This window comes from Rhodococcus sp. JG-3 (assembly GCF_000482405.1).
Taxonomy (GTDB): domain Bacteria; phylum Actinomycetota; class Actinomycetes; order Mycobacteriales; family Mycobacteriaceae; genus Rhodococcoides; species Rhodococcoides fascians.
This window is the reverse complement of record NZ_KI519398.1, coordinates 4,433,836-4,448,391: the sequence shown is the minus strand read 5'-3', so window position 1 is coordinate 4,448,391 and position 14,556 is coordinate 4,433,836. Positions and strand designations below refer to the sequence as shown.

Genomic DNA, 14,556 nt, shown 5'->3' with positions numbered 1-14,556 from the left:
GGACGCTTCCGTGTCAACGGAAGCGTCCCATTCTGCGTTGGGCTACGAGGGCAGCGGTATCGAACGGGTTTCGAGCCTCGCGGGCAGCGGCTGCGGGTGAGAAGAGCATCACCACCGAGCACGCCGGCCACCACACGCCCGTGATCAGCAGTGCGCTGACAATCCCGACGGGGGAGACGGACCCGACGGCCAGTTGTGCCACTCCGACAGCGAGGGCGGCGACGGTCCCGAGCCCGAGGATCATCGGCCGCCACGTGGCCGATGCCACCATCGACGCGGCCCCCACCAGCGCTGTGACAGCGACGAGCTGCCCGCTCGGAAGGTCGGTGGCCGTTGTCGACGACGCCGCGAGGTGACGCACCAGAGCTGTGGTCACTTCCGCGCCGACGACGCAGGCAATCACCACTCCGATGCCGTAAGGCAGTTTTCGGACCAGGGCGACAACGGTGAGGGCGGCGAGGACGGTCAGCACGGCGGTGACGTCGATCGTGCTCAGCGCTCGCGAGGCCAGGGCGGCGGCCGGGCTCGTGGAGACGGGCCACACCGGTGCCATGTTCGGCACCCACATCAGTAGTACCGACAACAGCACCGCGCAGAGGCCCGACACCGTCAGCCGGGTACGGATCGCCCGTCGGTGCGCTCGCTCGCTTCTGTTCGCCGAACGGCTCTCGTTGCCGGCTCCACGGGGTGACCGGATCGGTCCGCTGTCGAGACTCGGTGATCGCATGGACGCCAGACTGCCGCAGTCGGCTGAGCGTGAGGTGTGAGCATCGTGGGAGCCGGCTGAGCATCTGCGGTAACGGTCGGATCACGACGAAGAAGCGTCGATTCCTTGTTGTAGCCGCAACCTAGTAATGGTGATCTGTCAAATTCCTGGAGTCTGCAAACAGCCGAAAAACCGAACCAGAAGTAGAATTTGACCCTGCAACCAACCGATCGGTCGGAGTGTGTGGTCCAGTGCGGTGTAGAGGAGGCTACTCGACTGCGGCTCCGGGTAGTTGCTCTCGAGTGTCGCACTTCGCCTACCTGGACTTTTGTGCGGAGTTTGTCTTCTGTCACAGTATTTTGAAATGCGAACTATGAATTCGTTGCAAGTCGTTGATCGGATGGGACGATCTGTGTGACTATGGTCACATAGTCCAGTTCACCCTGGGCGAGACCGTCGAAAAGGGCGTAGTTTCAGCCGCATCGGAAAACCGTATTCCCCCGTTACGGCCAAGTTGGTAACGATCTGAACACGGTCTGGTCGGCTCATCGCAACTCGTGAACGGGCATTCGGCACCAACAGAAGTCGGAAACTCGAAGGAGAAGAACATGACCACAATGTCGCAGGGGCAGCTCGATATGGTCCGCGCGTTCTTTTGCAACGAGTTCCAAGCGGACTCGCTGGACCGTACGGTGATGCCGGAGCCCACGGCCGATGCCGTTGCCGAATGGATCGACGCGCTGTCCACCAGTGGACTGTTCGCACCCGCGGAGGTGCACAACATCTCGTCCGTCTGGTGTGCCGAGCCCGAGTCGATGACCGCACTGCTCGTCGGCGAAATCGACGAAATCGCTGTCAAGCGGCACGAGGCCGCTGCCGTTGCTACTCCGGCGCTGATCTCCGCGTTCGGTCGCGCCAGCTGACCGTCTGTGCTCGTGCCACCGGCATCCGTTGGCACCGCTTCGTTACGATCACCCGAACCGGTGATGTCCGTCGGCAACGGTGCCGCACAACGAAGTGAGGGTTTTGTATGGGCGTGGTGGGCTTGGACGAAGACGCAGTGTCGACGTGGATCGCGGAGCTGGGGATAGGCGCGACATCGCCGCTCTCGTTTCAGCGCATCGGTAACGGCCAGTCCAACCTCACGTATGCGGTTCGCGACGCCGGCGGCAGTGCGTGGGTCCTTCGCCGGCCGCCGTTGGGCAAATTGTTGGCGTCGGCTCACGACGTCGTGCGCGAGCACCGGATTCTCTCCGGTCTGCAGAATTCGCCGGTCCCTGTGCCGAAAATGATTGCGATCACGCAGGATCCAGCCATTTCCGAGGTCCCGTTGGTCCTGATGAGTTTCGTCGACGGGGTCGTCGTCGACTCGGTGTCGGCTGCCGAACAGTTGGCCCCCGATCAGCGTCGACGTGTCGGACTCGGTCTGACCGCGGCGTTGTCCGGCATACACCGTGTCGACCTCGAGTCGTCGGGTCTTGCCGACCTCGCCGGCCGCAAGCCCTACGCTGCGCGTCAGATCGCGCGGTGGACCACGCAGTGGGACTCCTCCCGAACCCGGGAGGTTCCTGGAATCGACTCGCTCGCAGCACGATTGACGGCCAAGATCCCCGAGCAGCACGAGGTGACGCTGGTTCACGGCGACTTCCATCTGAGCAACGTCATCACCGCTCGAAACGACGGCCGCGTGGTTGCCGTCGTCGACTGGGAGTTGTGCACGCTCGGAGACCCGTTGGCGGATCTGGGTGGTCTGCTCGCCTATTGGCCTCAGGCGGACGACGGGGTTGCCGGTCCTTTCATGGCATCGACTCTGCCCGGTTTCCCTACCCGGGCGGAGCTGGTCGAGTCCTACGCGCACAACACGGGCCGCGATGTGACCGATGCCGGATTCTGGGAAGTGCTGGCGCTGTGGAAGTTGTCGATCATCGCCGAAGGCGTCATGCGCCGGATGGAAGCCGATTCACGCAACCGCGCCGTGGGCGGCGCGCCGACCACCACGCTGATCGACGACATCGTCACCCGAGCGCTGCAGCGCGCCGACGAAATCGGGCTCTAGATTCAGGCGTCTACTGACGTTCCGATCACCAAAGTGCGTGCCGCAGTTTCGATTTCGGAGGGAATGGGGACGGGGCGACGGGAGTTCGCGTCGACGTAGACGTGAACGAACCGTCCCCGAGCGGCCAATGTCAGTGCGTCGTCCTCGGCTTCTCGGAACAAGGCCAGCGAGTAGACGATGCTGCGGGTGCCCAGCTTCTCCACCGCAAGACCGACCTGAAGGCGATCGGGAAAACTGAGCTCGGACAGGTAGCGGCACGAGGTTTCGGCCACGACGCCGATCGCGGGCAGAGTCCTGATGTCCACACCCGTCGTTTCCATGAGCCACCCGTTCACTGCGGTGTCGAAGTATGCGTAATACGTCACGTTGTTGACGTGGCCGTAGTGGTCGTTGTCGTCCCATCGGGTCGACACCGGCCATAGCGCCGGGAAATCCGACGCATTCGACAATTCCACGCTGTCCTTCGGCGACTCCGTCATGGCACGACGCTAACCCGTCGCCACGTCGGCAACAAACGCGACCGGATTCGAGGCATCGGAGAGGCTGAGTCCGGGCGAATGCTTCCTCGGTATCGCCGTTGTGACGTAGTCTTTGGTTGGACCGGACCAGTCCGTACCGCTGGTTCTGCGAGTGATCGAAAGGCCGGCGCAGTGGTGATGCCCGTACACCTGAGGGACAGTCAGATCCCGAAGCACGAACAGCTACGCGCAATACTGTTGCACCGCTGCACCAAGGAGCTTTCGCCGGGGGATCTGATGCCGAGCGAGCGTCGGTTGATGGAGGACTACGGCGTCAGTCGCATCACGGTACGCGAGGCGATAGGACAGCTCGTCAACGACGGACATCTGGTTCGGGTACGTGGGAAAGGGACGTTCGTTGCTTCTCGTACCGTGCAGTCGCGGTTGCACCTGGCGTCGTTCTCCGAGGAGATGCGTGCCCAGGGGCTGACGCCGACGACGGTGGTCCTGTTCGCGCGACTCGAAAAGCCCTCGGCAGCAACGATTCGTGCTCTGGGCCTGGTCGACGGTGATCGGACGTACCACATCAAACGGCTACGGCTGGCCGATGCCGAGCCGGTCAGTGTCGACGACGGGTGGTACCGGGCCGAACTCCTTCCGGGGCTGATCGACCACGATCTGAGTCAGTCGGTGTACGAGGCCGTGCGCAACCACTACGGCCTGACCATCGATCGAGCCGAGCAGACCGTCAAAGCGACAGCCGCCGACAGTGACACCTCCACGCTGCTGGGGACCAAACGCGGCGCACCGGTGCTGTACTTCGACCGAGTGTCGTTCAGCGGCGACGAGCCGATCGAGCACACGGAGAGTTGGTACCGGTGCGACCGGTACCAACTCTCGATGGAGGTGCAGGGGGAGCGGCGCACCACGCAGCGCCGCTAGGCTCAGGGCAACACGAACAGCGAGTCACCCTGTGCCACCGACGTTCCGACGGCCGCGCTCGTGACGGCATCGGGCTCGGAGTCCATCAGGACCACGGGAATCAGGTCGGAGTATCCGGCCTCCGCGATCGCCGCAGGGTCGTAGGTGATCACGAGATCGCCGGATTGAACCCGATCGCCCTCTGCTGCAACGAGTTCGAAACCCTGGCCCTTCATCTTCACGGTGTCGATGCCGATGTGCACCAGCACTCCCGCCTTGTCGTCGGTGAACACGACGAACGCATGTGGGTGGAGTTTGAGGATCTTGCCGGCTATCGGAGACCGCACCTCGACGGGCCCGCTACCGGCCGCTGGGCGCACGGCGACCCCGGAGCCCACCATCTGCGAAGAGAAGACCGGGTCGGGGACGTCGGCGAGCGAGATGACCTGACCGGCAACAGGACTGAAGATCGTCGAGGTCCCGCTCACAGAATGTCGCCGATGTCCTCGGCGAGGGTGTCGGCCTCCGGGCCGACGATGACCTGCACGGCTGTCCCCTTGTGGAACACTCCGTGCGCACCGGCTGCCTTGAGCGCAGCCTCGTCCACCAGCGACCCGTCCTTGACCTCGGTACGGAGCCGGGTGATGCACGCTTCGATCTCTACGATGTTGTCGGCACCGCCGAGGCCCTTCACGATCGCGTCCGCCTTGGCCATGTTCTGTTCCCGCTTCCTTCTCGTGTGCAGTGGTGTCGGCGAGGTCACATCTCCGGGTTGACATGTGGTCGTCACCTGGCCAAACTACAACTGGTAATGACCGGACAGTACCCCTGATGTCATCCGGTCACAACAGTAGAACTCCCTTGCCGGACCAGCCTCGAAGAGAAGGTCGCCATGACCCTGAAGAAGACGGACTCGGCCGAAGCCGAACCGAAGAAGGAATCCAGATCTCTCGCCGGGTTGCAGCGATTCGGGCGCAGTCTCATGCTGCCCATCGCGGTTCTTCCTGCGGCGGGAATCCTGTTGCGGCTGGGCCAGGACGACCTCCTCGGCAGATTCAGTGCTCTGGGCACCGCGGCGGCCGTCATCTCCGCTGCAGGACAGGCGGTGTTCACCTGGTTGCCCTTGATATTTGCCGTGGGCATCGCCATCGGCTGGGCCAAGAAATCGGACGGCTCGACCGCCCTCGCCGCCGTCGTCGGCTACATGGTGATGAACGGTGTCTTCACCGCGATGTCACCGGTGGTACTGGAAGGCAAAGTCGACGCGAACGGCGATCCGGCCGTGATCGACTACGGCGTGTTGGCCGGCATCGTCATCGGCTTGCTCTCCGCCATTCTGTGGCAGCGGTTCTACCGCCAGAAACTGCCGGATTACCTCGGCTTCTTCAGCGGACGACGTCTGGTTCCCATCCTGACCGCTGTCACCGGCCTCGTCGTCGCCGTCGTCATGTCGTTCGTCTATCCGCTCTTCTACAGCGCACTGAACTGGGTCGGAAACACCGTTGCCGATCACAGTGTGGTGGGTAGCGGGATCTACGGTTTCGCCAATCGCATGCTGATTCCGACGGGACTGCACCACATTCTCAATTCGGTCGTCTGGTTCCTCGTCGGTGATTATCAGGACGCGAGTGGTCAATTGGTGCGTGGCGATCTCAACCGATTCTTCGCGGGAGATCCGTCCGCGGGAGTCTTCATGACCGGCTTCTTCCCCATCATGATGTTCGCTCTGCCTGCCGCTGCATTCGCGATCTATCGCAACGCCAAGCCGTCGCAGAAGAAGATCGTCGGCGGAATCATGTTGTCCACCGGTCTGACTGCGTTCGTCACCGGCATCACCGAACCGCTCGAGTACTCGTTCATGTTCGTCGCCTGGCCGCTCTACATCATCCACGCCGTGCTGACCGGAACCTCCATGGCACTGACCAATGCCCTGGGAATCCATGACGGCTTTTTCTTCTCTGCCGGCGGTATCGACTATCTGTTGAACTACGGAATCGCTACGAAGGCATGGCTTCTCATTCCTATCGGCCTGGTGTATGCGGTGATCTACTACTTCCTGTTCAGCTTCGTCATCAAGAAGTGGAACCTGCGCACCCCCGGCCGCGAGGACGACGCGGTGCTCGAACCCGACCGGGCATGAGCGAATCCATCACGACGGCGCTCAGGGGGCGGGTCGTCACACCCGATGCGGTCATCGAGGATGCCGTCGTGGCGTTGTCCGGCGATCGAATCTCCTGGGTGGGTCCGGTGTCGGCGTGGCCCGACGAGGCCCCACCGCAATCGAACTCGACCATCCTGCCGGGGCTGGTCGACGTGCACTGCCACGGCGGCGGCGGGGCGTCGTTCCCGGATTCTGCCCGTGCCGATCTGATGACCGCGGTACGGCACCACCGCGGCCGCGGCACCACCACGATGCTCGCATCGCTGGTGTCGGCATCCCCTGTGCGACTGGTCGAGCAGACGTCGATGCTCGCCGATCTGTACGAGTCGGGGGACATCGCCGGGGTCCACCTCGAAGGGCCGTTCCTGTCTGTTGCCCGCTGCGGAGCGCAGGACCCCGCGTCACTCCGTGGCGGCGACACCGGTCTGCTGGCAGACATCATCGACGCCGGGCGTGGATCGGTACGGTCGATGACACTTGCTCCCGAAGTCGACGGCTTCACGGCCGTCGGACACATGTTGCGAGAGAACGGCATCGTCCCCAGCATCGGGCACACCGACGCCGACGCACGCACCACTCGCAGCGCAATCGACGCCCTCGGAGAGGGTGCCATCGGTGCCACGCACCTGTTCAACGGGATGCCCACCTGGCACCATCGGTCGCCGGGGCCGGTCAGCGAGTGCTTGGCCGCCGCGGCGCGAGGGTCGATGGTGCTCGAATTGATCGGCGACGGAGTACATCTCGCCGACGAGACCGTGCGAGCGGTGTTCGATCTCGTCGGCGGTGGGAACATCGCGTTGGTGTCCGACGCGATGGCCGCGGCGGGAATGGCCGACGGCCGCTACCGGCTCGGGCCGCTGGATGTCACCGTGCACGATTCGGTCGCCCGCCTGTCGCGGGAGAACGATCCCGAGTCGGCCCCGATCGCGGGCGGCACGTCGAGTGTGCTCGACCTGGTACGCCGCGCAGTGCTCGACGCCGGCGTGCCATTGCTCGACGCAGTGCGTGCCGGGGCAACCACCCCGGCAGCATTGATCGGGATCGGGGCCGAAACCGGTTCTCTCGTCGCCGGATCGAGAGCGGACGTGCTGGTGGTCGACGCATCCTTCGAGCCGGTGCAGGTCATTCGCGGCGGACGCGCGATCGAGGAGGAAAGTTAGATGGAGATCGTCGTACTCCCTACAGCTACCGACGTGGACCGAACCGCGGCCGACGTCGTCGAGCGCGTCGTGCGAACCGAATCGGTCCCGGGATCGGGCCCCGTCCTCGGGTTGGCGACCGGGTCGAGTCCCGTCGGCACGTATCGCGAGCTGGCCCGCCGACATCGCGAGGAAGGGCTGTCCTTCGCTGGGTGTCGAGCGTTTCTGCTCGACGAATACATAGGTCTACCCAGAACTGCTGAGCAGTCGTATTTTTCGTTCATTCGCGAGAACTTCGTGGACCTCGTCGATCTGGACGATTCCGCGGTGTTCTCGCCGGACGGTGAAGCCGTCGACATCGCTGCCGAAGCGCGACGATACGACGCCGCGATCGCGGAGGCCGGTGGTATCGATGTGCAGATTCTCGGCATCGGCACCGACGGACACATCGGCTTCAACGAGCCCGGATCGTCACTTCGGTCGAGAACCCGGGTCAAGACGCTCACCGAACAGACTCGGGTCGACAATGCGCGCTTCTTCCCCTCGCCGGAGGAGGTGCCGCACCACGTGCTGACGCAAGGCCTCGGCACCATCGACGAGGCGCGTCATCTCGTGCTCATCGCTACCGGAGAATCCAAGGCAGACGCGGTGGCCGCGGCCGTCGAGGGGCCGTTGTCGGCACACTGTCCTGGGTCCGCGATTCAGTGGCATCCGCACGTGACGGTACTGGTGGACGAGGCGGCTGCTGCGTCCCTCGCTCTCACGGAATACTACCGCCACGCCTACGCGAACAAGCCCGCGTGGCAACGCCTGTGAGTCAGCGACGGGAGAATTCCGACGCCCGCTGGATCTGATCGTCGGACGGGCGAACTCCGGTGTAGAGAACGAACTGTTCTGCTGCCTGCAAGGCAATGACCTGAGCGCCGGTGATCACCGGTTTGTTCGCCGCACGCGCCGCGGTGATCAGCGGTGTCTCCGACGGCATCGCGACCACGTCGAACACTGCCTGTGCCGCATGGATCTGCGACTCGGTGAAGGGAGTCGAATCGGCAGCGGGGCCGCCCGCCATTCCCACCGGGGTGACGTTCACCAGCAAGTCGGCTCCGACGGACTCGGCCGACCAGTCGTATCCGTACGCCTCGGCGAGAGCCGGACCGGTCGACGTGTTGCGAGCAACCACGGTGCCGCGGGTGAAACCCGAATCCCGCAGTGCGGCAACGACTGCCTTGGCCATACCGCCGCTGCCGGTCACGGTCACCGAACATTCGGTCGAGATATCGCTCGACGCGAGCAGATCGGCCACAGCCTGGTAATCGGTGTTGTAGGCGTGCAGCACGCCCGCCTCGTTGACGATGGTGTTGACCGATGCGATCGCGCTCGCAGATTCGTGCATGACGTCGACCAGCTCGATCACGTCTTCCTTGAACGGCATGGAGACCGCGCATCCCCTGATACCGAGTGCACGGACTCCACCGACCGCGGCCGCGAGATCGGTGGTGGTGAACGCCTTGTAGACGAAATTCAATCCCAGTTCGTCGTACAGGTAGTTGTGGAAGCGGGTTCCGATATTGCTCGGCCTTCCAGACAGAGACATGCAGAGCTGGGTGTCACGGTCGAGGAAGCTGCGCGACGACGTCGTTGCCATTGGCCAGACTTTACCGCCCGCGTTCGCATCGCTGGATCAGCAGCTGGGGGCCACCGAAGCGAGGGCGCGGCGGTCGGCCTCGGTGATCGGCAGCTCGTACTGGGCCGCCACCGACAGATACTTGCCCGCGTAGAAACAGTGGTACGCCGCGTTCGGCGGCATCCACTGCGACGGCGTCTTGTCGCTCTTGCTCTGGTTGTCCGGCCCGTTGACCGCCAGCAGATTGAACGCGATGTCGTTCGCGAAACGAATGCGCTTGTCCGCTGCCCATCCGTCGGCACCCATGTCCCAGGCGGCAGACAACGGATAGACGTGATCGATCTGAATCTTGCCGGCGTCGGACTTGATGAACTGCAACCGTTCACCGGAGTAGGGGTCGTCCAGGGAGCCCGAGAGCACCACGCAGTCTCGGGTGCCGGCCTTGAACTCGACTTCGGTCATCGACAGTGCCAGAACGTTGTCGCGAGTTCCACACCCGTCGTGCCCGCCCGGTCCGTCGTAGTCGTCCGTCCACGCCGGTCCGAACACGCACCCTTCACCGCTCTTGCATCCGCGCTCGTACCCACGGGGATCGGGTCGTGCGGCGACGACGGCCACCCGATCCAACAGCGTTTCGATCTGGGCGCGGGTGGGGCTGCCCGGAGCCGGGGGTGGGGGAGCCAATCCCGGTATGTCGGACCGGTCACAGGATTCGAACGTCGCCATGACGATCGCGGCGATCACCAACGCCGCCGCTACCCACAGCTTCTTCACACACGCCCCATCGTGAAACTTCGATCTTGCCGACTCTCGTACCTCGCGACAGCAGTGTGCCGGACGGTACCGACACCGCCCGACACGGTCGGGTGTCAGCGGACCTCGATGACGACCTTGCCGAGTGCGTGCCCGTTCTCCACGAGCGCAAGAGCCTCGCCTGCGCGGTCGAGTGGAAACGTGTGATCGATGCGTGGGCGAAGGACGCCCGTCACGACCAGATCGGCCAATCGGGTGAACGCCGCAGTGGTGCGCTCGCGCACTGCTCCAGACCCACCCCACTGGGCGGCGAGCACCGGGTCGGCCACGCTGACGATCGGAGCGCCGGTCTTCACAGCGGTCGCGCGAAGAGTGTCCCCGCCGACCAGGTCGACGATGCCGTGCACCGGCCGCGATATCGAACCGACGTACTCGGGTCCGGACTCGACGAACTCCGCACCGAGGCTCTCGATCCACTCCCGCTTGCCCGAGCTCGCCACCCCGAGAACGTCGATACCGTCGGCACGCGCCAGCTGCAGAACCGAAGAACCCACACCGCCGCCTGCGCCGAGAACGAGAACCGTGTTGCCTGCAGTCAGCGCCAACCCTCGCAGTGCGTCGAAGGCGGTCCCGGCCGCCACCGGCAGTGTCGCCGCGACCGACCAGGACACGGACTCGGGCTTGTGTGCCGTGCCGGCCGCGTTGAGCAGCGTGTATTGCGCATAGCCGCCGTGACCCGACGCCGTCGCCCCGAAGACCTCGTCACCGACCGAGAACCCGTCCACTCCTGCGCCGACGCCTACAACAGTGCCCGACACCTCCCGCCCCAGCACCGCAGGCAAGGTGATCTGCACGGTGTCCTTGCGATTACCCGCCCGCACCTTCCAATCTGCGGGATTCACCCCCGCGGCATGTACCGCCACGAGAAGCTGACCCGATCCCGGTTCCGTCACGGGGAAGTCCAGAAATGTCTCGGTGTCGGGGCCGCCGTATTCGTCGAAGCCGTACGCGATCATGGGACCACTGTGCCTCATCGATGACACATCAGCGCCCATCGATGACACATCAGCGCCCATCGATGAGACATCGGCGCCGGGTATGTCGGTGCGTGCTGGTTGGATGGACCGATGCTGCACGGTCTCTGGTCTCCCGGTGCCGGATTGCTGCTCTGGGACGACGAGATCAGCACCGGAGACGAACCCGACCTACCGGCGACACACTCGCACGTGCTCACCCGCACGTTCCGGCATCGCGCCCGAGTGACGTTTCCCGACTCCACTCGACGCGCCACCCCTCGGGATCCGGTCGAACTCCCGGCGATCGCGCTGGCCCCGCACGATGCGGCCGACCTGTTGCTCCGCACCCCGTCGACCCACGCCCTGATCTCCGGCGACCTCCGGTTCCTGGGCCACGTCGCCCAGGGCATCGAACGGTGGGTCCGGGCCGGACGAGTGGTGCCGGCACTGAAATTGATGGACGGCCAGTGGTGGCCGCGTTGGCGGCTGGTCGGCGGCGAGCGTCAACGCGCCTGGCTCAGCGAGCTCGCTGTTGCGATGCCGTCGGTGCAGCGAGCGAACGAACGACCGAAGAAGCTTCTGGACGACATGGTCGAGGAGCTCACCGACCCGATCGTCAGATCGGTGCTCGGCAAGCCCGATTCCGAGCACCCGTTGCTGTCGGCCCTCGTGCGTGATGATCCGTATCTCGATGGGACGCAGAAGATCTCGACGCTGTTCGACAATTGGCGCGCCAGCCTCACCGTCGACGAACCGGCGCTGGTGCTGCGCCTGCTCGAACCGGACGACCAGGACGGCGAGACGGGTGATGCCGACGGTGCCCCGGACGATGCCGTCGAGTCGTTCTGGACACTTCAGGTGTGCCTGCGCGCGGACGGGGAGGCGCCGCGTCCGGTCCCGATGAGCCGCAAGGTCGACGCGACCTTGCTGTCGACGGCAGTGCGCAAACTCGGCGAGGCCGTGGCTGCCTACCCGAGGCTGCGTGATCTGCCCACCCAGGAGGGCACCCTCGACCTGTTGTTGCCGACGTCGGTGGTCATCGATCTCGTCGAACACGGTGCCACTGCGCTGCAGGCCACCGGCACGACGGTCCTGCTGCCGAGGGCCTGGACCAGGTTGGATCCGTCGATGCGATTGCGGGTCGAGTCACCCGCGGTGACCAAAGCTGCGGCCGATCGTGCCGTCGGTATGGACGAGCTGGTGTCGTACGACTGGCAACTGCAGCTGGGCGACATGGTGCTCACCGAGGCGGAGATGAACCGGCTTGCCGTCTCGAAGGGCGACCTCGTCCGGCTGCGCGGGCAATGGGTGCTCGCCGACGGGGGACAGCTGGCGCGGGCTGCGAAGTACGTCGCCGAGCATCACGGTGACGGGACTGCGCTCAGCACGTTGATGCGTGAGATGACGTTGGCCGATCCGCCTCCGGCTCCGGTCCAGGACATCCGCGCCACCGGCTGGGCGGCAACGTTGCTCGAACCCGGGGCGGTTCCGGAAACCATCCCGGTGCCCGAGGGCGTCCGCGCGACTCTGCGGCCTTATCAGCAACGCGGACTCGACTGGCTCGCGTTCATGAGCCGGCTCGGTCTCGGTGCCGTGCTCGCCGACGACATGGGTCTGGGCAAGACACTGCAGGTGCTCACGCTGCTCGCCCACGAGAACAGCGCGACTCCGACGCTGTTGGTGGCCCCGATGTCGGTGGTCGGTAACTGGCAACGTGAGGCCGCGAAATTCACTCCTGCACTGCGTGTTCTGGTGCACCACGGTCCGACGCGGTTACGCGACGAGGCGCTCGATCGAGCGATCGCGGAGCACGACCTGATCGTCACCACGTACGCATTGATGGCCAAGGACCGCGCGCAGTTGGCCGCACAGACGTGGCGTCGCGTGGTTCTCGACGAGGCGCAGCACATCAAGAATGCAGGCACCGTGCAGGCGAAGGCGGCGCTGGCCATTCCGGCCGATCACAAACTGGCGCTCACCGGGACGCCGGTGGAGAACCGGCTGGACGAGCTGAGGTCCATTCTGGATTTCGCGAACCCGGGCATGCTGGGGCGGCCGTCGGACTTCAGGAAGCGGTTCTCGGTGCCGATCGAGCGGGAGAACGACGAGAACGCGGTCTCGCGGCTGCGTGCCATCACGTCTCCGTTCATTCTGCGTCGCGTCAAGACCGATCCCACGGTCATCTCTGATCTGCCGGAGAAGAACGAAATGACCGTGCGCGCCAACCTCACTGCCGAGCAGGCGGCGTTGTACAAGGCGGTCGTCGACGAGATGATGGCGCAGATCGCCGACGCGAAGGGCATGAAACGCAAGGGCGCGGTGCTCTCGGCCCTCACTCGCCTCAAACAGGTGTGCAATCACCCCGCGCATTTCCTGTCCGACGGCTCGTCGGTACTCAAGCGAGGTCAGCACCGTTCCGGAAAGATCGGATTGGTGGAGGACATGCTCGATTCCGTTCTCGGTGACAACGAGAAGGCGTTGTTGTTCACGCAGTTTCGAGAGTTCGGTGAGCTCGTGGCACCGTACTTCGCCGAGCGTTTCGGAGTTCAGGTGCCGTTCCTGCACGGCGGCGTGAGCAAGGGCAAGCGCGATGAGATGGTCGAGAAGTTCCAGAGCGACGACGGTCCGCCGATCATGATGCTCTCGCTCAAGGCCGGTGGTACCGGGCTCAATCTCACTGCCGCCAATCATGTTGTGCACCTCGATCGTTGGTGGAATCCGGCGGTGGAGAACCAGGCGACCGACCGCGCTTTCCGTATCGGCCAGCGCAAGAATGTGATGGTGCGCAAGCTGCTGTGTGTGGGCACCGTGGAGGAACGCATCGATTCGATGCTGGTGTCGAAGCAGGATCTGGCGGATCTGGCGGTGGGCACCGGTGAGAGCTGGGTGACCGAGATGGACACTGCGGAACTGCAGGAACTGTTTCGTCTCAGCGAAGACGCGGTGGGGGAGTGATGGCCGACTTCTCGCAGTACGGCAAGCGTCGACAAGCCAAGGGAGGCATCGAGTCTCGTAACAAGCGGGGTGCCTTCGGGCAGACGTGGTGGGGCAGGCACTTCGTCGCCGCGATGGAAGATCTCGCCGACCCGGGCCGGATCGCACGGGGCCGAACCTATGCCCGCCAGGGTCAGGTGCTTACTCTCGGCGTCGAACGCGGGCAGATCTACGGTGAGGTGCAGGGCAGTCAGCTCGAGCCGTTCTCGGCGTCGGTCAGCGTCGAGCCGCTCACCGAAGGCGAGGTGGCCGCGCTCGTCGACCGAGTGCGATCCAACCCCGGCATGCTGGCGGAACTCGCGTCCAACGCGATTCCTCAGGCGCTGGCGTCGGTGCTGCTTCCCCACGCCAAGGGGCAACTGGATTTCGACTGTTCGTGCCCCGACGACGGGTGGCCGTGCAAACACGCGGCAGCGCTGATGTACATCGCCGCCGAGCACATCGACGCGTCCGCGGGGACGATCCTGACACTGCGAGGGGTCGATCTGGATCAGTTGATCGAGGGGGTCGGCGACAGCGACGAGGAGTTCGACCCGGACGACTGGTTCGGCGATCGTGCGGCGTTCCCCGAACTCCCCAAGGTGTCGTTCGCTCCGGCGACGGACGATCTCGATCCGCTGATCCTGCGCAGAATCTTTCGCGCCGACGGTTCGACGGAGGCGGAAGTCAGCCGGGCCTGCGCTGATCTGCGCGCGTTCTACGACCGAATGTAACCGCTCCTGGACTTA

General features: G+C 64.6%; 15 protein-coding genes. 8 read left to right on the top strand and 7 right to left on the bottom strand.

Going from position 1 to position 14,556, the window contains the following annotated elements; genetic code table 11:
• Positions 1 to 13: 13 nt before the first annotated feature.
• Complete coding sequence (locus K414_RS27725; RefSeq protein ID WP_152530465.1) at positions 14 to 727, bottom strand: hypothetical protein; 714 nt, start codon at positions 725 to 727, stop codon at positions 14 to 16.
• A gap of 587 nt (positions 728 to 1,314) precedes the next feature.
• Here K414_RS27725 and K414_RS27720 point away from each other — a divergent pair.
• Positions 1,315 to 1,629, top strand: a complete 315-nt coding sequence (locus tag K414_RS27720) for a hypothetical protein (protein ID WP_141214498.1) — start codon at positions 1,315 to 1,317, stop codon at positions 1,627 to 1,629.
• 107 nt (positions 1,630 to 1,736) lie between these two features.
• Positions 1,737 to 2,762: a phosphotransferase family protein gene (locus K414_RS0122255; RefSeq protein WP_027497941.1), complete on the top strand. Its 1,026-nt coding sequence runs from the start codon at positions 1,737 to 1,739 to the stop codon at positions 2,760 to 2,762.
• 2 nt (positions 2,763 to 2,764) lie between these two features.
• Here K414_RS0122255 and K414_RS0122250 read toward each other — a convergent pair whose 3' ends face one another.
• The gene (locus K414_RS0122250) at positions 2,765 to 3,241 is read right to left on the bottom strand and encodes a thioesterase family protein (RefSeq protein WP_027497940.1); all 477 of its coding nucleotides are present in this window, start codon (positions 3,239 to 3,241) and stop codon (positions 2,765 to 2,767) included.
• Positions 3,242 to 3,418: 177 nt separating this feature from the next.
• On the opposite strand from K414_RS0122250, the gene K414_RS0122245 reads away from it, so the two are divergent.
• Positions 3,419 to 4,162: a GntR family transcriptional regulator gene (locus tag K414_RS0122245; RefSeq protein WP_094732969.1), complete on the top strand. Its 744-nt coding sequence runs from the start codon at positions 3,419 to 3,421 to the stop codon at positions 4,160 to 4,162.
• A 2-nt stretch (positions 4,163 to 4,164) separates the two neighbouring features.
• Here K414_RS0122245 and K414_RS0122240 read toward each other — a convergent pair whose 3' ends face one another.
• Together K414_RS0122240 and K414_RS0122235 are read right to left on the bottom strand one after the other, a co-directional pair.
• Complete coding sequence (locus tag K414_RS0122240) at positions 4,165 to 4,629, bottom strand: PTS glucose transporter subunit IIA (protein WP_027497938.1); 465 nt, start codon at positions 4,627 to 4,629, stop codon at positions 4,165 to 4,167.
• On the bottom strand, positions 4,626 to 4,856 hold the full coding sequence (locus tag K414_RS0122235; protein WP_027497937.1) for a PTS glucose/sucrose transporter subunit IIB: 231 nt from the start codon (positions 4,854 to 4,856) through the stop codon (positions 4,626 to 4,628). Before K414_RS0122235 ends, K414_RS0122240 begins: the two co-directional genes overlap by 4 nt.
• A 177-nt stretch (positions 4,857 to 5,033) precedes the next feature.
• Between K414_RS0122235 and K414_RS0122230 the strand changes: the two genes are divergently transcribed.
• Genes K414_RS0122230 through nagB form a run of 3 tightly spaced genes read left to right on the top strand, consistent with a single transcriptional unit; the run spans position 5,034 to position 8,257 of the window.
• Positions 5,034 to 6,281, top strand: a complete 1,248-nt coding sequence (locus K414_RS0122230; protein WP_032365561.1) for a PTS transporter subunit EIIC — start codon at positions 5,034 to 5,036, stop codon at positions 6,279 to 6,281.
• Positions 6,278 to 7,462 (top strand): amidohydrolase family protein, encoded by a 1,185-nt coding sequence (locus tag K414_RS0122225; RefSeq protein ID WP_027497935.1) that lies wholly within the window; start codon positions 6,278 to 6,280, stop codon positions 7,460 to 7,462. Before K414_RS0122230 ends, K414_RS0122225 begins: the two co-directional genes overlap by 4 nt.
• Entirely contained in the window at positions 7,463 to 8,257 is a 795-nt protein-coding gene (nagB, locus tag K414_RS0122220; RefSeq protein ID WP_027497934.1) for a glucosamine-6-phosphate deaminase, read from the top strand. It abuts the gene before it with no gap.
• A 1-nt stretch (position 8,258) separates the two neighbouring features.
• Here the strand turns inward: nagB and K414_RS0122215 are convergent, their stop codons facing one another.
• The 3 genes from K414_RS0122215 to K414_RS0122205 form a co-directional block, all read right to left on the bottom strand.
• A complete protein-coding gene (locus K414_RS0122215; RefSeq protein ID WP_027497933.1) occupies positions 8,259 to 9,086 on the bottom strand; it encodes a shikimate 5-dehydrogenase in 828 nt (275 codons plus the stop codon).
• Between the two features lie 36 nt (positions 9,087 to 9,122).
• Positions 9,123 to 9,791, bottom strand: a complete 669-nt coding sequence (locus K414_RS0122210) for an HNH endonuclease family protein (protein WP_048320686.1) — start codon at positions 9,789 to 9,791, stop codon at positions 9,123 to 9,125.
• A 143-nt stretch (positions 9,792 to 9,934) separates the two neighbouring features.
• Complete coding sequence (locus tag K414_RS0122205) at positions 9,935 to 10,834, bottom strand: NADP-dependent oxidoreductase (RefSeq protein ID WP_027497931.1); 900 nt, start codon at positions 10,832 to 10,834, stop codon at positions 9,935 to 9,937.
• A 111-nt stretch (positions 10,835 to 10,945) separates the two neighbouring features.
• On the opposite strand from K414_RS0122205, the gene K414_RS0122200 reads away from it, so the two are divergent.
• Both K414_RS0122200 and K414_RS0122195 read left to right on the top strand, forming a co-directional pair.
• Positions 10,946 to 13,789, top strand: a complete 2,844-nt coding sequence (locus tag K414_RS0122200; RefSeq protein ID WP_027497930.1) for a DEAD/DEAH box helicase — start codon at positions 10,946 to 10,948, stop codon at positions 13,787 to 13,789.
• Positions 13,789 to 14,541, top strand: a complete 753-nt coding sequence (locus tag K414_RS0122195; protein ID WP_027497929.1) for an SWIM zinc finger family protein — start codon at positions 13,789 to 13,791, stop codon at positions 14,539 to 14,541. Before K414_RS0122200 ends, K414_RS0122195 begins: the two co-directional genes overlap by 1 nt.
• Positions 14,542 to 14,556: the final 15 nt, after the last annotated feature.